This window comes from Parvibaculum lavamentivorans DS-1, from assembly GCF_000017565.1.
Classification (GTDB): domain Bacteria; phylum Pseudomonadota; class Alphaproteobacteria; order Parvibaculales; family Parvibaculaceae; genus Parvibaculum; species Parvibaculum lavamentivorans.
The window spans coordinates 3833795-3856156 of record NC_009719.1 but is presented as its reverse complement, the minus strand read 5'-3'; the positions used below and the strand labels follow the sequence as shown (position 1 = coordinate 3856156).

The 22362-nt window shown below is 65.1% G+C and carries 16 protein-coding genes; 4 read left to right on the top strand and 12 right to left on the bottom strand.

Going from position 1 to position 22362, the window contains the following annotated elements; translation table 11 throughout:
• Positions 1-49: 49 nt before the first annotated feature.
• Positions 50-2845 (bottom strand): [protein-PII] uridylyltransferase, encoded by a 2796-nt coding sequence (locus PLAV_RS18270; protein WP_012112460.1) that lies wholly within the window; start codon positions 2843-2845, stop codon positions 50-52.
• A gap of 229 nt (positions 2846-3074) precedes the next feature.
• Between PLAV_RS18270 and PLAV_RS19945 the strand changes: the two genes are divergently transcribed.
• Positions 3075-3386, top strand: a complete 312-nt coding sequence (locus PLAV_RS19945; protein WP_012112459.1) for a hypothetical protein — start codon at positions 3075-3077, stop codon at positions 3384-3386.
• A gap of 127 nt (positions 3387-3513) precedes the next feature.
• The gene (locus PLAV_RS18260; RefSeq protein WP_049767833.1) at positions 3514-4245 is read left to right on the top strand and encodes a class I SAM-dependent methyltransferase; all 732 of its coding nucleotides are present in this window, start codon (positions 3514-3516) and stop codon (positions 4243-4245) included.
• Between the two features lie 194 nt (positions 4246-4439).
• On the opposite strand, the gene mutS is transcribed toward PLAV_RS18260, so the two are convergent.
• A complete protein-coding gene (gene mutS, locus PLAV_RS18255; protein ID WP_012112457.1) occupies positions 4440-7166 on the bottom strand; it encodes a DNA mismatch repair protein MutS in 2727 nt (908 codons plus the stop codon).
• A 215-nt stretch (positions 7167-7381) separates the two neighbouring features.
• On the opposite strand from mutS, the gene PLAV_RS18250 reads away from it, so the two are divergent.
• Entirely contained in the window at positions 7382-9646 is a 2265-nt protein-coding gene (locus tag PLAV_RS18250) for an NADP-dependent malic enzyme (RefSeq protein ID WP_012112456.1), read from the top strand.
• A 12-nt stretch (positions 9647-9658) separates the two neighbouring features.
• Here the strand turns inward: PLAV_RS18250 and olsB are convergent, their stop codons facing one another.
• The 7 genes from olsB to PLAV_RS18215 all read right to left on the bottom strand — a co-directional run bounded on the left by olsB (position 9659) and on the right by PLAV_RS18215 (position 19432).
• A complete protein-coding gene (gene olsB / locus PLAV_RS18245; protein WP_245545288.1) occupies positions 9659-10534 on the bottom strand; it encodes a l-ornithine N(alpha)-acyltransferase in 876 nt (291 codons plus the stop codon).
• Positions 10535-10794: 260 nt separating this feature from the next.
• Positions 10795-12231: an AmpG family muropeptide MFS transporter gene (locus PLAV_RS18240; protein WP_012112454.1), complete on the bottom strand. Its 1437-nt coding sequence runs from the start codon at positions 12229-12231 to the stop codon at positions 10795-10797.
• Positions 12232-12272: 41 nt separating this feature from the next.
• On the bottom strand, positions 12273-14507 hold the full coding sequence (locus tag PLAV_RS18235) for a PAS domain-containing hybrid sensor histidine kinase/response regulator (RefSeq protein ID WP_012112453.1): 2235 nt from the start codon (positions 14505-14507) through the stop codon (positions 12273-12275).
• A 113-nt stretch (positions 14508-14620) separates the two neighbouring features.
• Entirely contained in the window at positions 14621-16171 is a 1551-nt protein-coding gene (locus PLAV_RS18230; protein WP_012112452.1) for a YifB family Mg chelatase-like AAA ATPase, read from the bottom strand.
• A 101-nt stretch (positions 16172-16272) separates the two neighbouring features.
• Entirely contained in the window at positions 16273-17244 is a 972-nt protein-coding gene (locus PLAV_RS19150) for a lysozyme inhibitor LprI family protein (protein WP_012112451.1), read from the bottom strand.
• A 46-nt stretch (positions 17245-17290) separates the two neighbouring features.
• Positions 17291-18058: a HugZ family pyridoxamine 5'-phosphate oxidase gene (locus PLAV_RS18220; protein WP_012112450.1), complete on the bottom strand. Its 768-nt coding sequence runs from the start codon at positions 18056-18058 to the stop codon at positions 17291-17293.
• A gap of 87 nt (positions 18059-18145) precedes the next feature.
• Entirely contained in the window at positions 18146-19432 is a 1287-nt protein-coding gene (locus PLAV_RS18215; protein WP_012112449.1) for a dipeptidase, read from the bottom strand.
• A 109-nt stretch (positions 19433-19541) separates the two neighbouring features.
• Here PLAV_RS18215 and PLAV_RS18210 point away from each other — a divergent pair, with 109 nt between their 5' ends.
• A complete protein-coding gene (locus tag PLAV_RS18210; RefSeq protein ID WP_143710252.1) occupies positions 19542-19781 on the top strand; it encodes a hypothetical protein in 240 nt (79 codons plus the stop codon).
• Between the two features lie 18 nt (positions 19782-19799).
• Here the strand turns inward: PLAV_RS18210 and gshB are convergent, their stop codons facing one another.
• The 3 genes from gshB to PLAV_RS18195 form a co-directional block, all read right to left on the bottom strand.
• Complete coding sequence (gene gshB / locus PLAV_RS18205; RefSeq protein ID WP_012112447.1) at positions 19800-20738, bottom strand: glutathione synthase; 939 nt, start codon at positions 20736-20738, stop codon at positions 19800-19802.
• Between the two features lie 96 nt (positions 20739-20834).
• Entirely contained in the window at positions 20835-21686 is an 852-nt protein-coding gene (locus PLAV_RS18200; protein WP_041536893.1) for a SirB1 family protein, read from the bottom strand.
• A 71-nt stretch (positions 21687-21757) separates the two neighbouring features.
• A complete protein-coding gene (locus PLAV_RS18195; protein ID WP_041536098.1) occupies positions 21758-22327 on the bottom strand; it encodes a BON domain-containing protein in 570 nt (189 codons plus the stop codon).
• Between the last annotated feature and the right edge of the window lie 35 nt (positions 22328-22362).

Here is a 22362-nt window from a genome sequence, read left to right as displayed (position 1 = left end):
AGCCGTTTGACCCTCCCCCGAGGGGAGGGTGGAAGAAAGTGATCGGCTCTTACTCCGCCGCCACCGGCTCTTCGCGCTTGGCGCGTTTGGCGGGCCTTGCTTTTTTCATCGGGTCGGCGAGGGCTTCGAGGAGGTGGCGTTCGACGGCTTTCTTCTTGTTGGCGTTCGTGACCTTGTGGCCGATGACATCCTTTACATAGAAGACGTCGACCGCGCGCTCGCCATAGGTGGTGATGTGGGCGGAGCCGATGGTGAGGCCGAGATGGAAGAGGGCGCGCGAGAGCGCGTGGACGAGGCCCGGACGGTCGAGGCCGTTCACCTCGATGACCGTGTAGTCGTCGGACGCGTCATTGTCGATGAAGACCTGCGGCGCGACGGAGAAGGCCTCGGCGCGGCGCTCGCGGCGCGTGCGGCTCTCGATCGCGTCGGGCGCGGAGATTTCGCCGGAGAGGACTTTCCTTATCATTTCTTCCAGACGGATGATGCGGCGCTGTTCTGAAATGGCGAGGCCTTCGGGGTCCTGCACCCAGAGCATGTCGAGCGCCATGCCGTCGCGCGTCGTGAAAATCTTCGCGTCGACGATGTTCATGCCGAGCGCGGCGCAAGCGCCGGCGAAGCGCGCGAAGAGGCCGGGGTGATCCTGCGTGTAGAGAGTAAGTTGCGTGACGTCACGCGTCGGCTCCGGCTCGGCGAGAATCGTCAGCGGCTCCTCGCCCGCGCCCTGGATGAGGCGCGCATGGCGCTCCTGCGTGTCGGTATCGAGGGAGAGCCAATAGCCATCGGCATGGCGCGTGAGATAACGCTCGCGCGCGGCTTTCGACCAATCGGCGAGGCGCTCGCCAAGCTTCTCCTTCGCCTCGGCGACGCGGGTCTTGCGGTTGACGGCGCTGTCGCCGCCCTGCAGCACGGCTTCGGTTTCAAAATAGAGCTGGCGCAGAAGCTGGCCCTTCCAGCCGTTCCAGACGCCGGGGCCGACGGCCTTGATGTCCACGACAGTGAGCACATAGAGCATTTTCAGGCGCTCGGGGCTCTGCACGAGATTGGCGAAATCGCGCACGGTGCGCGGGTCGGCAATGTCGCGGCGCTGGGCGACGTCGGACATGACGAGATGGTTCTGCACCAGCCAGGCCACCGTTTCGGTTTCGCCGGGGCCCATGCCGAGGCGCGGGCAGAGGCGGCGCGCGATGCCGGCGCCGGCATCCGAGTGATCCTCGTCGCGGCCTTTCGCGATGTCGTGAAGGAAGACGGACATATAGACGGCGTTGCGGCTTTTCACCTTGCCCATGAGTTCATGGGCAAGCGGATACTCCTCGACCGAGACACCGCGTTCCACTTCCGAGAGGATGCCGATGGCGCGCAGCAGATGTTCGTCGGCGGTGTAGTGGTGATACATGTTGAACTGCATCAGCGCGACGATGCGGCCGAAGTCGGGCACGAAGCGGCCGAGGACGCCCGCCTCGTTCATCCAGCGCAGCGTGATTTCCGGCGTCTTCCTCGAGGCGAGGATTTCGAGGAAGAGACGGTTCGCCTCCTCGTTTTTCCGCAGCGAGGCATCGACGAGTTTCAGCGAGCGGGTGAGAAGCTTCAGCGCGTCGGGATGAATTTCAAGGCCGTGGCTTTCCGCGACATGGAAGAGGCGGATGATGTTGACCGGGTCCTTCTCGAAGAAGTTCTGGTTGGTGACATCGAGACGGCCGCTTTCCAGCGTGAAGCCGCGAATGACCTTCTTGCGGCGCATCGCCTGCATGAAACGGCCGATGGAGGGCTTCTTCTTTTTTTCCTGCTCTTCGAGCACGGCGCAGAAAATGCGCGTGAGATCGCCGACATCCTTGGCGATCAGAAAATAATGCTTCATGAAACGCTCGACCGCGATCAGCCCGCGATGGCCGTGATAGCCGAGGCGCCTGGCCATTTCGGTCTGGAGGTCGAAGGTGATGCGCTCCTCGGCGCGGCCGGTGAGGAAGTGCAGCTCGCAGCGCACCGCCCAGAGAAAATCCTCGGCCTTGCGGAAGGTCTGGTATTCCTCCTTCGTGAAGACGCCCGCCTTCACGAGATCGGAAGGCTGCTTCACGCGGTAGACATATTTGCCGATCCAGAACAGCGTGTTCAGATCGCGGATGCCGCCCTTGCCTTCCTTCACATTGGGCTCGACCAGATAGCGGCTCTCGCCCGCGCGGGTGTGGCGGAGGTCGCGCTCGGCGAGTTTCGCATCGACGAATTCATTCGCCGTGCCCTTCACCACCTCCTCATCGAAGCGGGCTTCGAGATCGTTGAAAAGGGCGCGGTCGCCATAGATGAAGCGGGCTTCGAGAAGCGCGGTTCGGATGGTGAAATCCTCGCGCGAAAGGCGAATGCAATCGGCGATGGAGCGCGTCGAATGGCCGACCTTCAGGCCGAGATCCCAGAGCACATAGAGCATGTATTCGACAACGCTCTCGCCCCAGGGCGTCTGCTTGTAGGGCAGCAGGAAAAGGAGGTCGATGTCGGAGCCCGGCGCCAGCGTGCCGCGGCCATAGCCGCCGACGGCGGCGATGGCGATGCGTTCGGCCTCGCTCGGATTGGAGGCCGGGAAAACATGCCGCGTGGCGAAGGTGTAGAGCTCCTTGATGATCACATCCTGGAGGTAGCAGAGGCTTTCGGCGCAGGCGCGGCCCTTATGCGCACCCTGCTCCAGCCGCTCGCGGGCCTTGGCGCGGCCATCGAGAAGCGCCGATTTCAGCACCTCGACCACGGCGCGGCGGCGCGAGAGCTCGTCGTCCGAAGCGGCGCTGCCGACGGCTTCCAGCCGCTGCCGGATCAGTTCCGGATCGGCGATTTCAAGCAGGCTGGGCATTGTGCGGCCCATGGCGGGGCAACTCCTGAGACGACGGAAATCGAGGCGCGGCGCGATAATGCGGGGCAACTTATCCGAGCTTTACCACGATCCGCCAAGCTGTAGAAACCGTTACGGTTTTTTCATGACACTCCCGGCTTTCGCCACATTTTTGCCGGGCTTTCGCCATGAACGGGCATAAATCGCTGAATGACCGGGCGCGGGGCCCGGTCCTCCGCAACCAACCCGAAGGAGAGAAATCATGCGAAAGACAGCAGCCCTTCTCACCATAACGGTTTTCACAGGCAGCTTGGCGCTGGCGGGCCCGGCGGCGATGGCCGGCCCCCAGCCGGTGAGCGATCTGTCGCGGGGCGAAGCGGAAGAGCTCTGCCAGATGCTGGACGACCAGTTCCAGTTCACCATGAAGTTCAAATCCGACCTTCCCTATGCCGACAAGGCCCAGAGCCTGCGCGATAGCGGCATGGAGAAATGCAGCGGCGAGAACCCGGCGCAGGGCGTGGCCGACCTGCGGGATTCGCTCGAAACCATGCATGTGGTGCCTGCGACGCTCTGATGGCACGCGGTGGCCGGGACGCCCCCGGCCACCGCAGCTTGACAAGATTTTCTCAAGGCCGACATTGTGCCCCCGAACAGGACCGGACAGCCGGCGGCGCCACCGCGCCGGGAAGGGGCGTGAGGCGTTGAGCGAGCAAACGGAAATCGACCGGCGGAAAATCTTCAGCAGGCTCCTGCAGGGCTGGTGGAAGGACCGCGCGCAGTTTTCGCGCAAGAAGATCAAGCGGACCTGCCCCGTTTGCGGCTATCACGGCGTGTTTCTTTCGGTGGGGCGGCCTTCGCGCTGGGATTCGCGCTGCCCGAATTGCGGCTCGCGCGAGCGGCACCGGCTGCTGCAGCTCTATCTGACCGAGCACGGCATCGACCTCTCGACAAAGAAGATCCTGCAATTCGGCCCCGAGAAATGGCTGATGCGGGCGATGAAGAACAACCCGGATTACGAGCCGGCCGACCTCTATGCGAAGATCGCGAAGTACCGGCTCGACATCACGAAGATCGACCGGCCGGACAATTTCTTCGATGTGGTGATCGCCAATCACGTCTTCGAGCATATCGACGACGACCGACCGGCGATGACGGAAATGTTCCGTGTACTGAAGCCGGGCGGCTATGGCTTCTTCTCGGTGCCGATCAATCTTTCGCGGGAAGAGACCTATGAGAACCCCGCGATCACCAACCCGGACGAACGCTTTGTGCATTTCGGCGGCACGGACCACAAACGCTATTACGGGCGCGACTTCGCAAGGAAGCTCGAGGCGGCGGGGTTCACCTCGGTCGAGATTTACCGGCGCAAGCCCGAAGAAGAAGTGAAATGGGGCTTGCTGCGCGACGAATGTATTTTCGTGGCGCGGAAGTAGGGGCGGCGCTTCACCCTCCGATGTCATCCCGGCGAAAGCCGGGACCCAATCCACGCTGAGGGGTGTTTCGCTGCTCAATGCAGCGGGCGGCGCTACGTCTCATTCCGATAGCTTTTGCCAAGGGAACCAATGGGTCCCGGCTTTCGCCGGGATGACATTTGTTTTTTTGGCTTTCGCCGGGATGACATTTGTCTTTATTCGCCGTCCTTCGCCGCCAGCGCCTTCAGCTTGTAGAGAAGTTCCAGTGCTTGCTTCGGCGAGAGTTCGTCGGGGTTGAGGTTTTTCAACTCCTCTTCGGCGGCGCTCACCTTTACCGCCGGGGCGGGTTTTGCGGTGGCGGAAAAGAGGGGCAGGTCGTCGATCAGTTTCGTGCGGGCTTCGTGGTTGCCGCCTTCTTCCAATGCGGCGAGGACGGATTGGGCGCGGGCGATGACGGGCGCGGGGAGGCCCGCGAGTTTTGCGACCTGGATGCCATAAGAACGATCCGCCGCGCCGGGCGCGACTTCATGCAGGAAGACGACATCGCCCTGCCATTCCTTGACGCGCATGGTGGCGTTGGCGAGATGGGCGAGCTTTTCCGATAGCGCGGTCAATTCGTGGTAGTGCGTGGCGAAGAGGGCGCGCGACTTGTTGACGCCGTGGAGATGTTCGACGGTTGCCCAGGCGATGGAGAGACCATCGAAAGTCGCGGTGCCGCGGCCGATCTCATCGAGGATTACCAGCGAACGCTCGCCCGCCTGATTGAGGATCGCCGCCGTCTCGACCATTTCGACCATGAAGGTGGAGCGGCCGCGCGCGAGATCGTCCGCCGCGCCGACGCGGGAGAAGAGGCGGTCGACAACGCCGATATGCGCCTCGTCCGCCGGCACGAAGGAGCCCATCTGCGCCATGATGGCGATGAGCGCGTTCTGGCGGAGGAAGGTCGATTTACCCGCCATGTTGGGGCCGGTGAGCAGCCAGATATGCTTGCCGCCGCCGCTCTCCGCCGAGAGGCTGGTATCGTTCGGCACGAAGGCCTGGCCTGTGCGGGCGAGTGCGGCCTCGACCACCGGATGGCGGCCGCCGCGAATATCGAAGGCGAAGCTCGCATCGAGGCGGGGGCGGACATAGCGCCGCTCGGCGGCAAGCTCGGCCAGCGCCGCCGTCGCATCGAGACGGGCAAGCGCCTCGGCGGCGCGGGAGAGAGACGGCGCCTCAAGGAGCGTCGCGGCGGCGAGTTCGTCGAAGAGGGCGAGTTCGATTTCGAGGGCGCGGCCGGCGGCTTCCGCGATTCGGCTGGCGAGGCCCGCAAGCTCCGCCGTGGTGAAGCGCATCGCATTCGCCATGGTCTGACGGTGGATGTAGCTGTCGGAGAAAGGCGGCGCGAGGAGCTTTTCGCCGTGGCGGGGCGGCACCTCGATGTAATAGCCGAGCACATTGTTGTGGCGGATCTTCAGGGCGGCGATGCCGCTTTCGCCCGCATATTTCGCCTGCAGCCCGGCGATCAATTTGCGCGCGTCGTCGCGCAGCGCGCGGGTCTCGTCGAGTTCGGGGCTCGCGCCCCTTGCGATGAAGCCGCCGTCGCGGGCCAGGAGCGGCAGTTCTTCGGCCAGCATGGCGGCGAGGCGGGACTGGAGGGACGCGGCGGTGCCGCGCATCGCCTCGCATTCGCGCGCGATTTCTTCCGGCAACGGCAGGAGCGAGGGCGAAGCGCCATCAAGCGCGGCGCAGAGGCCATGCGCGGCAGCGAGACCATTGGCGATGGCGGCGAGATCGCGCGGGCCGCCACGGCCGAGCGAGAGGCGGGAGAGGGCGCGCGCGATGTCGGGCGCGGATTTGAGACCGGCGCGGAGGCGGGCGCGCATGTCGCGCGCATCATGGAACCACTCAACCGCATCGAGGCGGCGGTTGACCGCGGCGGGATCGGTCAAAGGGGCGGCGAGACGGGAGGCAAGCTCGCGCGCGCCGGCACCCGTCACCGTCCTGTCCATGGTGGCGAGGAGGGAGCCGGCGGTCTCGCCCTGCAGAGTCCTCACCAGTTCGAGATTGGCGCGGGTGGCGGCGTCGATCGCCATGGTGTCGGTGGCGGCGACGCGGCGCGGCGGCATGAGGGCCGGCATACGGCCGACCTGCGTCAGCTCGACATAATCGAGAAGCGCGCCCATGGCGCCGAGTTCGGCGCGGGCGAAGGCACCGAACCCATCAAGCGCGGAGACGCCGAGATGGGACTTCAGGCGGCGCTCGGCCTGGCCGCTCTCGAAGCGGATGGCGGGAAGCCGCGTCAGCGCCGCGCCCGATTGCGCGAGGAGGGCGGCGAGGTCTTCGTCCTCGTCCAGCGTTTCCGGCAGCAGCAGCTCGCCGGGGGAGAGACGCGCAAGCTCGGCGCCGAGCGCCACGGGGGCAAGCGAGGTGACGGCGAAATCGCCGGTCGAGACATCGACCCAGGCGAGGCCGAAGCCCGCCTCCGCGCCGGTGCGGGACAAGGCGGCCAGATAATTATGGGCACGCGCATCGAGCAGCGTGTCCTCGGTCAGGGTGCCGGGCGTGACGAGGCGGGCGACGGCGCGGGCGACGACGGATTTGGCGCCGCGCTTCTTCGCCTCCGCCGGGTCCTCGACCTGCTCGCAGACGGCGACCTTGAAGCCCTTGCGGATGAGACGCTGGAGATAGGCATCATGGCTGTGGACGGGGACGCCGCACATGGGGATGTCCTCGCCCAGATGCTTGCCGCGCTTTGTCAGCGCGATGTCGAGGGCGGCGGATGCCGCTACGGCATCCTCGAAGAAGAGCTCGTAGAAATCGCCCATCCGGTAGAAGAGGAGGGCTTCGGGCCAGCGCGCCTTGATCTCCAGATATTGCGCCATCATGGGTGTGGCATCTGCCGGGATGGACGGCAGGGCAGACGGGATTTCGGGAGTGAAGGAGGTGGCGGGCTCTGACATGGGCCGGAGACTAGCAGAATGGCGGGGGGCGAAAAGACGGGAATGAGACCGCCCCTAAAGAGGGGCTCGCGGCGGCGAATCGGGGCTAAGGTGGCGGGAAATCCACCATGTTCCCTTGTTATTGGGGGATCGCCAGCCTACAAAGCGGCTCCAAGGGCGGGGTTCCGGCACATTGGCCGGGTAGCCCGCATCATGCCGAAAGCCGGATCCAGACCATGAGCAAAAAGCGCCGTCAATTTACCGACGAGGAAGCGCTCCTCTTCCATTCGCAGGGCAAGCCCGGGAAGCTCGAAATCAACCCGACGAAGCCGATGGCGACGCAGCACGACCTGTCGCTCGCCTACAGCCCCGGCGTTGCGGTGCCGGTGCGCGCGATCGCGGAGAACCCGGACGCGGCTTACGAATATACGACCAAGGGCAATCTCGTCGCGGTGATCTCGAACGGCACGGCGATCCTCGGGCTCGGCGATCTCGGCGCGCTCGCCTCGAAGCCGGTGATGGAAGGCAAGGCCGTCCTCTTCAAACGCTTCGCGGATGTCGATTCCATCGATCTCGAGATCGATACCAAGGATGTCGACGCCTTCATCAATTCGGTGCGCTATCTGGGCCCGTCCTTCGGCGGCATCAACCTTGAAGACATTTCGGCGCCGGACTGCTTCGTGATCGAAAGCCGGTTGCGTGAGCTCATGGATATTCCGGTCTTCCATGACGACCAGCACGGGACCGCGATCATCACCGCTGCCGGGCTCATCAACGCGCTCTTCCTTACCGGGCGCGACATCAAGGACATCAAGGTCGTCGTCAACGGCGCGGGCTCGGCGGGCATTGCCTGCCTCGAACTCATCAAGGCGATGGGGCTGCCGCATGACAACGCCATTCTCTGCGACACCAAGGGCGTGATCTACAAGGGCCGCACCGAGGGCATGAACCAGTGGAAGTCGGCGCATGCGGCGACGACCGACGCGCGGACGCTGGAAGAAGCGATGGTGGGCTGCGACGTGTTCCTCGGCCTGTCGGCCAAGGGCGCGATCAACGCCAAGATGGTGGCGTCGATGGCGCCGAAGCCGATCATCTTCGCGATGGCGAACCCCGATCCCGAGATCACGCCGGAAGAAGTGGCGCTGGTGCGCGACGACGCCATCACCGCGACAGGACGCAGCGACTATGCGAACCAGGTGAACAATGTTCTCGGCTTTCCCTATATCTTCCGCGGCGCGCTCGATGTGCGCGCGAGCGCGATCAACGAGGACATGAAGATCGCCTGCGCCGAAGCTCTGGCGAAGCTTGCGCGCGAGGATGTGCCGGACGAAGTGGCGGCGGCCTATCAGGGCGAGCGTCCGCGCTTCGGCCCGCAATACATCATTCCCGTGCCGTTCGACCCGCGCCTCATCCGCGAAATTCCGCCGGCGGTGGCGAAGGCGGCGATGGATTCCGGCGTTGCGCGGGCGCCCATCGTCGACATGGAAGCCTACAAGAACCGCCTGTCGGCGCGGCTCAACCCGACGGCGGGCACGCTGCAGGTGATCGTGGACAAGGTGCGGCGCGACCCGAAGCGCGTCGTCTTTGCCGAGGGCGAGGAAGAGCGCGTGATCCGCGCGGCGCTTGCCTTCCGCGATGCGGGGCTTGGCCACCCGATCCTTGTCGGCCGCGACGAACAAGTGCGCGAGACGCTGAAGCAGATCGGCCTCGACCCGAAGACCGACCTCGACATCCGCAACGCACGGACCTCCGACAAGGTCGATTCGTATACGGAGTTTCTCTACAAGAAGCAGCAGCGCAACGGCTATCTCTATCGCGACTGCCACCGGCTGGTGAGCAACGACCGCAACATCTTCTCGGCCGTGATGCTGGAACTGGGCGATGCCGACGCGCTGGTGACGGGCGTGACGCGGACCTATTCGGTGGCGCTGGAAGAAGTGCGCCGGGTGATCGACGCCGTCGACCATCGCCGTCCGATCGGCGTGACGCTGGTCGTTGCGGGCGGGCGCACGGTGCTTGTGGCCGATACGAACGTGCATGAGATGCCGACCGGCGAAGAGCTTGCCGACATCGCGACGCAGGCGGCGGAAGTGGCGCGGCGGCTCGGCTATGAACCGCGCGTGGCGATGCTCGCCAATTCGAGCTTCGGCACGCATGCGCATGAACGGCCCTCGACCGTGCGCGACGCGGTGCGCATTCTCGACGAGCGGCAGGTCGATTTCGAATATGACGGCGAGATGGCGGCCGATGTCGCGCTCAATCGCGAGACGATGGCGCTTTATCCGTTCTGCCGGCTGAGCGACACGGCGAATGTGCTCGTGATGCCCGCGATCCATGCGGCGTCGATCTCGACCAAGCTTCTGCGCGTGCTGGGCGGCTCGACGCTGATCGGGCCGCTCCTCGTCGGCCTCAAGCGGCCGGTGCAGATCGTGCCGATGACGGCGACGGTTTCCGACCTCGTGAACATGGCGGCGCTGGCGGCTTACGATCTTTATCGCTGAGGCGCGCGCCCGTCAGGCTTTGCCGTTCGGCGTTCCGTATTTGACGCTGAACTTCGACAGATAGCGGTCGGAGATCTGGGCGACGGGGAAGAGGATCAGCACGTCGGTGGTGCCGAACTGGTGGTCGATCACCGCGCCTTCGCCGATATAGCAGCCGGCACGGAGATAGCCCTTTATCATCGGCGGCAGCGCGCGCAGCGCCTCGCGCGGGTCGATGTCTTCCTTCGCCATGCGGTTCATCTCCACATAACGCTCGGGCAGCGCGCGGACCTTCCAGTCATCCGGCGCGGCATGATTATGGGCGAGGTAGGAAAGCGGCGCGGCGAGCGCGTCCGGGTTCGTGCCCTCGAAGCTCGCGCAGCCGAACATCACATCGAGCTTGTGCTCGGTGACGTAATGCATGATGCCGTGCCACAGAAGCTCGACCGTCGGCTTGTTGCGATAGGGCTTCAGCACACAGGAGCGGCCAAGCTCCAGGAAATTCAGGCCCGAATGGCGCGCGAGCAGCGGCGCGATGTCGAATTCGCTGGCGGTGTAGAAGCCGCCTTCCCGCTCCGCCACTTCCTGGCGGAGCAGCCGGTAGCAGCCGACAACGGCTTCGGGCGGCAGATCGCCGCCTGCGCCCTCGCCCGCCGGCGCGAGCGAATGATCGACCACGAGAAGATGGTCGCAAATATCGTCGAAGCGGTCGAAGTCACGCTTGCGGGCGCGGGTTTCGGCATCCGGCTTGGCCGACATTTCCTCATAGAAGACGCGGTAGCGGACCGACTGGGCGGCGTCTATCTCCGGCGCCGAACGCGCAAGCCGCACTTCGAGCGCGCCCTTGCGGCCATAGCTCAATCGGTCGGCGGCAGCGGTCGCCGCCAGCGGATCGACGCTCCGGCCCATCTCTCTGGCATTCATTATCGCGGAACCCGAACCTTTACCTGCACCAACACCGGCATACGAGACCTGTCGCCACCCGCCGGGCGCCACAACTTCCCCCTTCGCGCCCGTGACTGCCCCTCGATCCAGCGGGGGAAGCTCTCGAACGGCCATTTCGCCTATCCTTTCATCATCGCCGCCAGATGCCAAGCAAGGCGGGCAGATAGAATTCCTCCCCCTTGTGACAGCTTCAGGCGACAGAAAAATGTCGGCAATCGGCGGATTTATTCCGGCGTGGCCGGGGCGTGCCCCCGGGGCGGGCGGGGCGCCGGCTGGAAACGCATGACCACGAGGATGAGGAGAATGGCTGGCAGGCCCATAAGGGCCGTGGTGATGAAGAACGGAATATAGCCGGCGGTCTTGGCGGTCAGGTGCGGGGCCATACCGATCAGCGGCAGGGTGAATGAGGCGGTGGCGGAAAAGCCGTCCACCATGACGCCGGAAAGGCCGCCAAGGATCTTGCCCGGCAGGGCGAAGGCAGAGCTGAAAAGCGCATATTGCGTGGCCGCGAAATCATGGTTCACGAGGCTCGACATATAGGCGATGAGGCAGGTGCCCGCGAAGCCGCCCGAGAAATTCTCGATCGAGATGGTGACGGCGAGGGCGGCGGGATCGGCACCCCGGAAGGTGAGCCAGACAAAGATGAGATTGGTGCCGGTGGCGGCGACGGCGCCCGCGAGAAGCGAGCGCAGGACGCCGATCCGCGCGGCGACGATGCCGCCGATCAGGGCGCCCGCGATCGTCATCCAGATGCCGTAGAGCTTGACCACGGTGGCGATGGTCGAGAGCGGGAAGCCGAGGTCGATATAGAGCGGGTTCGCCATGACGCCCATGACGAAATCGGGCACGCGGTAGAGGCCGATCAAGGCGAGGAGGACGAGCGCCCACCAGCCGTAACGCTGGAAGAAATCCACGAAGGGGGCGACGACGGCACGGTAGAGCCAGGCGATGACGAGGGCGGGGCGGCCGCCGACATGGAAGTGGCGGACGAAACCATCGACCGTTTCCTGGCCGATGACGGGGGCCTCGGCCTCGGCAACGCGGGGCGCGAGCAGCGCGGCGGCGATGCCGACGCCCATGAGCGCCGCCATCGACAGATAGGCCGCATTCCACGAAACGCCTTCGGCGAGATAAAGCGCGCCGGCGCCGGAGGCGATGAGCGCGATGCGGTAGCCGAGCTGGTAGACGGCGGCCATGGCGCCCTGCTTCTCATCCGACGCGGCCTCGATGCGCCAGGCATCGACGGCGATATCCTGCGTGGCGGAGGCGAAGGCGAGGACGAGGGCGAAGAGCACCACCGGCGTGAGCGAGGTGGAGGGATCGGAGAAGGACAGACCGGCAAGAGCGGCGGCGGCGACAAGCTGGGCCAGCACCATCCAGGCGCGGCGCTTGCCGAGCAGCCGGTCGAGCAGCGGCAGGCGCAGGTGATCGAGCACCGGCGCCCAGAGGAACTTGATCGTGTAGGCGAGGCCGACATAGCTCATCAAGCCGATATCGGTGCGCGAGATGCCGGCTTCGCGCAGCCAGGCCGACAGGGTGGAGAAGACGAGGAGGAAGGGAAGACCGGCCGAGAAGCCGAGCAGCAGCATGATGATCATGCGGGCTTCGGCATAGATGGCGAGGCCAGCCGCCCAGCCACGAGCGCGTGTCAGCATTGTCATTCGGATGGGTCCCCTGTCCTCAAGCGGCAAGCGCCACCACTTTAGGCGCGATTCGCCTTTTCGCCAGAGGCGGCCTTCAGCGGCGAACGGCGGCCCGCCCAGCGCGCCAGCGCCGCGCCCAGCTCTTCCGCCGCCACGGGCTTGGAGAGGTAGTCGTCCATGCCGGCATCGAGACAGGCCTGACGGTCATCCGCCATCGCATTGGCGGTGAGGGCGATGATCGGGAGGGCGGCATGCGGCATTTCGAGATCGCGGATGCGGGCGGTGGCGGTGAAACCATCCATGCCCGGCATGTGAAGGTCCATCAGCACGAGGTCGATCTTGCCGCCGGTATCGGCCTCCAGCGCGGCGACCGCTTCCGCGCCGTCGCGGGCGAGGCGGACGGTGTGGCCGGTATGTTCGAGCAGCGTGCGGGTGAGGAGGGCGTTGATCTCGTTATCCTCCGCGACGAGCACATTGAGCGGGGGAATGCCGATGACGGGGACGCGGGGCGGCATCATCTCCTCGTCCACCACCTCATCGTCATAATCATGCGTGTGGGGCGCGCCGACATCCGGCATCCAGTGGCGCACGCGGAGCGCGGTGAGGCGCGCGATGAGCGAGGCGGCGCGAACGGGACGGATGAGATAGCCGTCGAAGGGCGCATCGGGACCGGCGGTGAGTGCCGCCAGCCGGCCGCGATCCTGCGGGCGGAGCAACATGAGGGTGGCGAGGCCGGGCTGGCGGCCACGCGCATGAGCGGCGAGGGCCGCGCCATCACCGGCGATGCCGTCGAGGGGGCAGATGAAAATATCGTAGGGGGACGCATCGAGCGCGCGGATAAGCGCCTCCCGGTCAGCGGCAAGATATGTATCCGCGCCGGCGGCCGATGCTGCGCGGGCGAGCGCCGCACCGACAAGCGGCGGATCGTTGAGGATGACGACGCTGAGACCGGCGAGCGGTTCGGGCGCGGGGCCGTCATGCTCGCCAAGCGCGAGGCGGAGCGGCAGATGGGCGCGGAAGACGGAGCCCCTGCCCTCCTCGCTCTCCACCTCGATGCGGCCTTCCATTGCGCCGACGAGACGCTTCGTGATGGCGAGGCCGAGGCCGGTGCCTTCATAACGGCGCGCATGAGACTGATCGGCCTGCGCAAAATCGTCGAAGATATGTTCGCGCGCCTGTTCGTCCATGCCGATGCCGGTATCCTCGACTTCGAGGATGAGACCGATGCGGCCTTCTCTCTTTCCGTCGATGCGCCTGCCGGCCGGCGAGGTTTCCTCGCGCAGGAGACGCAGCGCGACGCCACCCCTGCCCGTGAACTTGATGGCGTTGCCCGCGAGGTTGAGCAATATCTGGCGGATGCGGGCTTCATCGCCCATCAGCATGCGCGGCACGGAGGGCGAAATTTCGGTGACGATTTCGAGGCCCTTGTCGAAGGCACGCGGCGCAAGAAGCTCGGCGACGCTTTCGAGGACGTTGCGCGGATCGAAGGCGGCTTCATCGAGCGTGACCTTGCCGGCTTCGATTTTCGAATAGTCGAGAATGTCGTTGATGATGTTCAAGAGCGCCTCGCCAGATGCGCGCACGGCCTCGGCATAGGAACGCTGGGCGGGATCGAGCTTCGTGTCGAGGAGCAGCTTCGTCATGCCGATGACGCCGTTCATGGGCGTGCGGATTTCATGGCTCATGGTGGCGAGGAAGAGCGACTTGGCGCGGTTCGCCTCCTTTGCCTGTTCGAGGGCGATGGCGAGTTTTTCCTCCGCGTCCTTGCGGTCGGTCACGTCGCGGCCGACGGCCTGGATTTCCACCAGCTTGCCGTCTTCGTCGCGGATCGCGAATTCTTCCCAGGCGATGCAGCGGGCGCCGCGCGCCGTCAGCGTCCGTTCGTCGTAGCGGATGCGATAGGGCGGCATGGAGAGGCCGGAGAAACTTGCCAGCATGCGCGGACGCTCGCCTTCCGGCAGGTCCGGCACGAAGGTGCGGCCGATGACGTCTGTGCGGAGCTTGCCGAAAGTGTCGCAGAAGACGTCGTTCACATAAGTGAGGCGGCCGCGCAGATCCTTGCGGATGATGACGTCGCCCTGCGCGCGCACGAGATCGCGGTATCGCTCCTCGCGCTCGGCGATTTCCCATTTCTCGTCGCGAAGCGTTTCGATGCGGGCATGCAGCGTTTCGATCTCGGCCATATGGGCGCGGGCGCGCGCGGAGGCACGGCGCCAGGCTTCGATGCCGAGGATGAGAACGATGGCGAGGCCCAGCAGATAGAAGGGCGCCTGGTCGACAGGGAGCGTCAGCATGACGGGCCTTTTCACCGGCGGCTGAACCCGTTTCAGCCGCGAAAGCCTCGCCAATCTGCCAGCTTTAAGGTTGAGAAAGCGTTAGAGGGGCTGGTTAAGCAGAGGTTACCGGCTCATGCCGCCGCGCCGAGCTTGCCCGCCACGGTTTCGCGGTAGGCGAGCGCCTCGGCGATGTGGAGGCGGAGGACGCCATCCTTGCCTTCGAGATCGGCCAGGGTGCGGGCAACGCGGAGCACGCGGTGATAGCCGCGCGCGGTGAGGCCCATGCGTTCGGCGGCCTCGCCGAGAAGGCGGCGGCCGGCATCGTCCGGCGCGGCGATCCTGTCCAGCAATTCGCCCTCGACATGGGAATTGAGGAGCATGGAGCCGGGGCCGACCAGTTCGGCGAAGCGGGCCTGCTGGATGTCGCGGGCGGCGGCGACGCGGAGGCCGACTTCGGCCGAGCCCTCGGCGGGTGGCGGCAGGGCGAGATCGGCATGGGCGACAGGCGGCACCTCGATATGGATGTCGATACGGTCCAGCATCGGCCCCGACAATTTCGCCTGATAGTCGCCGACGCAGCGCGGCACGCGGGGACAGGCGCGGGCGGCATCGCCCGCATGGCCGCAGCGGCACGGGTTCATGGCGGCGACGAGCTGGAAACGGGCCGGGAAGGTTACATGGGCATTGGCGCGGGCGACGACCGCCTCGCCGGTTTCGAGCGGCTGGCGGAGACTGTCGAGCACCTGGCGCGGAAATTCCGGCAGTTCATCCAGAAACAAGACCCCGCGATGGGCAAGCGAGGCCTCGCCCGGCTTCACGCGGAGGCCGCCGCCGATCAAGGCCGGCATGGAAGCCGAATGATGCGGCGCGCGGAAGGGGCGGCGGCGGCCAATGCCGGTTTTCAGCAGCTCGCCCGCGAGCGAGGCGACCATTGATGTTTCCAGCATCTCGTGCGGCGAGAGCGGCGGCAGGATGCCGGGGAGGCGGGCGGCGAGCATCGACTTGCCGGAGCCGGGCGGGCCGACCATCAGCATGTTATGGCCGCCTGCGGCGGCGACCTCGAGCGCGCGCTTGGCGCTTTCCTGGCCCTTGATGTCGCGGAGATCGGGCATCACGCCTGTCTCCACCGCCTTCATGGGCTCGGGCTCGGAGAGGACCTGGGTGCCGCGGAAATGATTGACCAGCGCGATGATGGAGCGGGGCGCGAGGACGCCGCCCGGATTATCCGCGCCCATGCCCGCCCAGGCGGCTTCCGGCCCGCATTCATGGGGGCAGATGAGACCCTTGCCGCGCGCATTGGCGGCGATGGCGGCGGGAAGGGCGCCCGCGACCGGATTGATGGTGCCATCGAGCGACAATTCGCCAATGACGACGAAACGCTCCAGTTCCTGCGGCGGCAACACGCCCATGACAACAAGGAGGCCGAGCGCGATGGGCAGGTCGTAATGGCTGCCTTCCTTGGGAAGATCGGCGGGGGCGAGATTGACCGTGATGCGCTTTGCGGGAAGGCCGAGGCCGATCGCCTGAAGGGCGGCGCGAACCCGTTCCCGGCTTTCGGCCACCGCCTTGTCGCCGAGGCCGACCACCGCGAAACCGACAACGCCGCCCGCGATATGGACCTGAACGTCGACCGGCCGCGCCTCGACGCCCTGAAAGGCGATGGTTTCAATATGCGCGACCATGGAAGAGCCCCCGCCCTGCCCGCCCCCTCGGCGGATGACGGAGAAAGGCTAGCTGAAAGCACGGGCACGTCAAGAACGAAGTGAGAACATTAAGCTGAGGGTCAGCGGCCGATCACGGCGTCTTCGGCCAGCCATGGCTGCAGCTGTTTCCAGGAGGTGGTGACGGTGTTGTCGCCGCCGGCATAGGGACCGACGGAATAGACCGGGAAATTGACGCCGAGGCCTTCGCGCGTGACGACCCAATGAGCCGGGTCGCCGACCATATCGGCAATCGCCTGCCGGCCTTCATCGAAGAGACCCATTTCGCCGAAGATGAGCGTCAGTTCCTCGACGGCATTATCCGCCAGCAGCTTCTGCCAGCCATCCTTCACGAAAATGTCCGAGGCGACGAGCGGGCGCGCTTCATCCAGCCGGAAGTTCAGATGTGTGGCGGCGCCGAAACCATGCGCCGCGCCGAGCGGATATTCCCAGCCGAACATATCGAGGCTCACGAAATCCTCCGTCGCCTCGTGCAGGGTGAAGCTCGCATTCATGGTGGTGTCGCCGTCGAAGCCGTTCCAGAGATGCTCGCGGTTCTTCTCTATCGCCTTGTTGAAGGCTCTTTCGCCTTCGCTGGCGGGAGCGTCGATCATGAAACTCATCTGGCGGCGATAGCGCATTTCGTTTTCGCCGGGAATTTCTTCCTCGCCGGCTTTTTCAGGTGCGATGAACGTCCACTCGCCGGTGGTCAGGAATGTGCGGCCGGATTTTTTCACGACGGCGCCGGCGAGGAATTTCGCCTGATCTTCCATCCAGGGCGCGAGGCAGGCGGCGGTTGCCCTCGGACAGGCCTTGTCGAGGAAGCGCAGCCAGGAACGCTGGCTCTTGCGCAGGATCTCCGCGCCCCGGGGCGAGAGCGCGGCGCGGGCCGATGCATAAGCGCCGGCGATTTCTTCATCGAGAGCGGAGAGAGCTTCGTCGGAGCAGATCGCCTTTTCGCGCGGGCTCGACGCCTTGCCGCAATCGAAGCTCGCGGCGGAGGCGGGTGCCGCCGAGAACGCTGCCGCGAAAAGCACCGCCAGCCAGATCTTCATTCGCCTCTTCCTCCCGATGTTCGAAGAGAGGCTAACGCAAGCCGCGTCAGCCTGCGAGCTTCGCGCGGGCATCCTTTGCCAGTTGCACGAGGACGGGGCGAATTTCGGCCGCGGATTTCAGCGGCGCGGCAAAGTTGAGGCGTATGACGCGCTGATCGGCCGCGAGGTCGAGGCCGCGCGAGTCGATGGAGACGATGCGCCAGTGGCCGGGTTCGGCCTTCGCCAGCACGGTCGCGTAGAGGCCGACGGCTTCGCCGTGATCCTCGTTCATGTGAGCGACGACGCCTTGCTCGACCTTTGCGAGTTCGTCGAGGCATTCATCATGCGCGAGGAACATGTCGGCGGGCGCGAGGTCGAACGCCTTGCCGAAGCCGCCGTTCAGGAAGGCCCGCTCGCAGTCCAGCCGGTAGAAGGCAAAATCCGGCAGGTCGAGATAGATCTCGGATTTCGGGTGGCGCGCGAGATAGCGGCTGCGGAGCCGGGCGTAAGCGTCACCGTCCTTCTCGACGCGGACGACGCGGGCGATGAGCGAAAGGCGGGGATGGGCGAGCGGATCGCCCTTGCCGGGCTCGCCGATGAGAAGCGAGCAGCGGGCATCCTGCGCCAGCGCCTTTGTGTGCGCGGAAAGGCCGGAGGCCGGGAAGAAGACCGTCCCGTCGATATCGGGCGCGCAGCCGACGCGCGAGGTGACGGGCTGGCCGGTGCCGGGCTCCAGATAAGCGAGCGCGCCGTAGCGGCAAGTCCGCAGCAGCGTTTCGGCGAGGCCGCGGGCCTCGTCGTTCGTTTCGAGCCTGAGATTTTTCGATTCGGCCATGATGCCCGCCCTCTTTGCGAATGATTATCAAGAGAGATACATGGCCGGGCAGGCAAAGGCAATCGGGCGCGGCGCTGGCGGCTGCGGCTATTTGGCCTTCCGCGCCTTTTCGGCGGCTTCCATGACGCGGAGCTGGTTGCCGCCCCAGAGCTTTGCGATCTGCTCCTCGTCATAGCCGCGCCGCACCAGTTCGATGGTGACATTCGCCGTTTCGCCCGCATGGGACCAGCCCTCGATGCCGCCGCCGCCCTGAAAATCCGACGCGATGCCGACATGGTCGATGCCGATGAGCTTCACCGCATAGTCGATATGATCGGCAAGGGTCGCGACGGTGGCGCGCGGCCATTTTGCGTCGAGCTCGGCAACGCCCGCGACGAATTTCGATTTCGTTTCGGCATCCGCCGAGAAGAAGGCATCGAGGCTTGTGAGGCCAAGCGAGACGGCGAGATCGCGCCGGGCGGCCTTTTTCTCCTCGGGCACATCATGGAGATATTCGTCGAAAGCGACGATCTGGATGACGCCGCCTTTTTCCTTCAGCGCCAGCATTTCCTCATCCGTCATGTTGCGCGGATGGGGGCGAAGGGCATGGACGGAGGAATGAGATGCGATGACGGGTGCGCGGGAGGCGGCGATTGCGTCGAGCGCGGCGGCACGAGACGCGTGGGAGACATCGACCATGAGGCCGAGATCGTTTGCGCGCGCGACCATGGCGCGGCCGAGTTCGCTCAACCCGTCATGCTCGCCACCTTCCTCGTTCGGCTTGTCGGCGAATTTCTCCTGCGGCTGGGCGCTGTCGGAAAGATCGTTGTGGCCATTATGGACGAGGCCGAAATAGCGCGCGCCGAGGTCATAATAGAAGTCGAGAAGAGCGGGCTCTTTCGCCACCGAGTAGCCGTTTTCGATGCCGATGAGCGCGATGCGCTTGCCCTCGCCATGAAGCCGCCGGACATCCGCCGCGTCGAGCGCAAGGCCGATCTCGTCCTTGTACTGAATATCCGTCATGCGGCGGATGGCGGCGAATTTCGCCAATGCTTCGGACGCAGCTTCCGCATAGCCGACGGCACCGCGCTCTGTCTGCGAGACATAGACGATGAAGAACGCCGCATCGAGGCCGCCCTCGCGCATGCGCGGCAGATCGACCTGGACGGGATAGGCATTGCGGAGGCCGGGATCGTACAAGGCGGAGCCGAAGAAGGAGGGAATATCGACATGGGTGTCGATGACGATGGCGCTCTTGTGGATGCGGGCGGCGATTTCTTCCGGCGTCGGCTCCGCTTCGGCGGGGGTGAGACCGGGGCGCAGCGTCCAGAGGGCGGCCAGCAACAGAACCGCGAGCGCGGCGGCAATGCCGTATCTCCGTCCGTTCATTTTCATCCCTGCCCCTCCTTCAACCCGCGATGCGCAATCTACCTTTAAATCACACCGCCACAAATGGGCGCCGTCCCTCGCGGGCGGCCAAATGGGGCGGCAAGAAGGTATCTTTGTGAAGCGGGAACCCGAACGCGGGAAAGCCGTTGTGATTGCCGGGCCGGGCGCCGACGATTACAGGAGCTTCACGATGAATAATCGCATCCACCCTCTTGCCGCACCTCTCGCCGCCTTCGGCATGCTGGCGCTTCTGGCCGGTTGCGGCAGCGACACCGAGACGACGACCCAGCGCACCATCACGACCGAGCAGCCGCAGACGGTGACGACGACGACCACGACCGTCGAGGAAGACTGAGGCTCCGCGCCACGCCAATTATCGCCGCGCCTCTATGGCATCCCAGACGAGGCCGGCGAGATTGGCGCTGTCGAAGCGGTCGATCTCCTGAATGCCGGTGGGTGAGGTGACGTTGATTTCGGTCAGGTAGTCGCCGATGACGTCGATGCCCACGAAGATCAGTCCACGGGCTTTGAGCTCCGGGCCGATCGTCTCGCAGATTTCTTCTTCACGCTTCGTAAGCGACCATTTTTCCGGGCGGCCGCCGACATGCATGTTGGAGCGCGCTTCGCCTTCGGCGGGAACGCGGTTTATGGCGCCGACCGGTTTTCCATCCACCAGAATGATGCGCTTGTCGCCTTGACGAACCTCCGGCAGGTATTTCTGCACGATGACGGGCTCGCGGTTCATCTGGCCGAACATTTCCAGCAGCGAATTCAGGTTCTCATCGCCATCGCGGATGCGGAAGACGCCGACGCCGCCATTGCCGAAAAGCGGCTTGACGATGATGTCGGAAAATTCGCGGCGGAAGGCGCGGATTTCCTCGGGGTCGCGGCTGATGAGGGTCGGCGGCAGGAGGCCCTTGAAGCGGACGGCGAAAAGCTTTTCCGGCGCGTTGCGGACTTCGGCGGGATCGTTCACCACCAGCGTTTTCGGATGCACGGTCTCGAGAAGATGCGTGGCGGTGATGTAGCTCATGTCGAAGGGCGGGTCCTGGCGCATCAGCACCACATCCACATCCTCAAGGAAGATTTTTTCCAGGCTGCCAAGCGAGGAATGATTGCCGACCTCGCGGCGCAGCGTCAGCGGGCGCATGCGCGCATAGACGCGCCCGTCCCGCATCGAAAGGTCCTTCGGCTCGTAATAGAAGAGCGTGTGGCCGCGCGATTGCGCCTCGAGCCCCAGGGCGAAGGTCGAATCCGCGTTGATGTTGATTGAGTGGATCGGGTCCATCTGGATGGCGACGGAAAGGCTCATGCTTTTTATTCTCTGTTACCCGGCTCTTTTTGCCGCTGTGCGCAAAGATGGGGGGAGGGGCCGGGGTTTGCGAGCAAAAAATGACCGGCCGGGCGGCTAATTGAGCTTCGACTTGAGGCGGCGCAGCGCCTCCTCCGCCATGCCGGCGATGCGGTTTTCGCCGAGGCCGGAGGCGAGGTCGATACAAGTGGCGAAGGCATCCGCCGCGGCGCCCATATGGCCCGCATGGACTTCCAGCCGGCCGAGCTCGAAGCGAAGCCCGGCACGCTGCGGCGCGAGCCATATCATCCTCATCACGACGTCGCGCGCGCGGGCGAAATCATTGGCGCGGATGGCGCGGCCGAGAATGTTGTTTTCGAGGCGAAGCAGAATATCGCGGGTGCCGACGGCCTCGCAGGCTTCCGGCGTGAGGCGCGCTTGCGGCCCCTCGACGCTGCGGAGAAGTGCCAGCAGGTCCGCCGCCGAAAGGGGCTGGCCGCCATTGAAGGGATCGATCACCAGCGCTTCATCGGCACAGCGCAGGCGCAAGACAAAGTGGCCAGGAAAATTGAGACCCGCAAGCTCAAGGCCGAGCTTCGAGGCGACGTGGAGATAGAGAATGCCGAGCGTGACGGGCAGGCCCTTGCGGCGGTCGATCACGTGGGCAATGTTCGCATTGCGCGGATCGTCATAGGTTTCGGTGTCGCCCAGATAACGATAGGTGCCGGCAAGGACGCCTGCCAGCGCGCCCGCCGCCACGCTGCATGGCAGGAGCGAGGGCGTGTCGCGCAAGGCATCGCCCGCAACGGCAACCAATTCGGCGAGGTGATCGCGATAGGGCGCGAGCGGAATGCCCGGACGGTCGCGAAGGGCGAGCATGAGTGCGAGATGCGCTATGTCGAGATCGGCGTCGGGCAGATTTCCCGCCGCGCGCAATTCATGTTCCGTTTCTTCGTCTTCGCTGCCCATGGCTGCGATCATGGCGCGGAAAAGACGGATACGGCAAGACCCGATATGCGATGCGGATGCGGGGCTTCGGATTAGTTCCCCGGCTTCTTTACCTCGACATAGGAGACGACGTTGCGGACGCCCGAGATATCGCGGGCATGCGCCACAACGCGGTCGAGTTCGGCCTGGTTGAGAGCCGTGCCCATCAGATAGACCGTGCCGCGCACGGTCTCGATCGAATAGTTGATGCTGCTGACATTCTTGTCGCCGAGCAGGCGGGTGCGCAGCTTGGTCGAGATCGACGTGTCGCTGACGGACTGGCTGAAGCCGCCGCGCTCGCCGACATTGAGTTCGTTGATGACTTCCTTGACGCCGCCGATCGACCAGACGATGCGCGTGACCTCGACGCGGTCTTCCGGCTTTGGAACCGTGCCGGTGAGGAGGACGCGGCCTTTCTGCACTTGCGTCGAGACGCCGCGATAAAGCGCGGTGTCCTTCGCCAGGAGCTTGCGGTTGATTTCGAAGGCGATCTGGTTGTCGTCGACCGCCTGTTCGAGACCGCGCTCCTGCGATGCACCGACCGCCGCCGCGCCGCCCGCGCCCGCGATCAATGGCACACAGCCGCTCAAAGCCATCGCCGCCAGCAAAGCCACCCCTGCCATCCGCATTTTCCGAACCTCGTTTTCCCGGTTTCGCC

Excerpts from the sequence above, each read along its gene's own strand:
- PLAV_RS18270 (WP_012112460.1), bottom strand. The coding sequence starts at position 2,845 with ATGGGCCGCACAATGCCCAGCCTGCTTGAAATCGCCGATCCGGAACTG.
- PLAV_RS19945 (WP_012112459.1), top strand. The coding sequence starts at position 3,075 with ATGCGAAAGACAGCAGCCCTTCTCACCATAACGGTTTTCACAGGCAGC.
- mutS (WP_012112457.1), bottom strand. The coding sequence starts at position 7,166 with ATGTCAGAGCCCGCCACCTCCTTCACTCCCGAAATCCCGTCTGCCCTG.
- PLAV_RS18250 (WP_012112456.1), top strand. The coding sequence starts at position 7,382 with ATGAGCAAAAAGCGCCGTCAATTTACCGACGAGGAAGCGCTCCTCTTC.
- olsB (WP_245545288.1), bottom strand. The coding sequence starts at position 10,534 with ATGGGCCGGAGCGTCGATCCGCTGGCGGCGACCGCTGCCGCCGACCGA.
- PLAV_RS18240 (WP_012112454.1), bottom strand. The coding sequence starts at position 12,231 with ATGACAATGCTGACACGCGCTCGTGGCTGGGCGGCTGGCCTCGCCATC.
- PLAV_RS18235 (WP_012112453.1), bottom strand. The coding sequence starts at position 14,507 with ATGCTGACGCTCCCTGTCGACCAGGCGCCCTTCTATCTGCTGGGCCTC.
- PLAV_RS18230 (WP_012112452.1), bottom strand. The coding sequence starts at position 16,171 with ATGGTCGCGCATATTGAAACCATCGCCTTTCAGGGCGTCGAGGCGCGG.
- PLAV_RS19150 (WP_012112451.1), bottom strand. The coding sequence starts at position 17,244 with ATGAAGATCTGGCTGGCGGTGCTTTTCGCGGCAGCGTTCTCGGCGGCA.
- PLAV_RS18220 (WP_012112450.1), bottom strand. The coding sequence starts at position 18,058 with ATGGCCGAATCGAAAAATCTCAGGCTCGAAACGAACGACGAGGCCCGC.
- PLAV_RS18215 (WP_012112449.1), bottom strand. The coding sequence starts at position 19,432 with ATGAAAATGAACGGACGGAGATACGGCATTGCCGCCGCGCTCGCGGTT.
- gshB (WP_012112447.1), bottom strand. The coding sequence starts at position 20,738 with ATGAGCCTTTCCGTCGCCATCCAGATGGACCCGATCCACTCAATCAAC.
- PLAV_RS18200 (WP_041536893.1), bottom strand. The coding sequence starts at position 21,686 with ATGGGCAGCGAAGACGAAGAAACGGAACATGAATTGCGCGCGGCGGGA.
- PLAV_RS18195 (WP_041536098.1), bottom strand. The coding sequence starts at position 22,327 with ATGGCAGGGGTGGCTTTGCTGGCGGCGATGGCTTTGAGCGGCTGTGTG.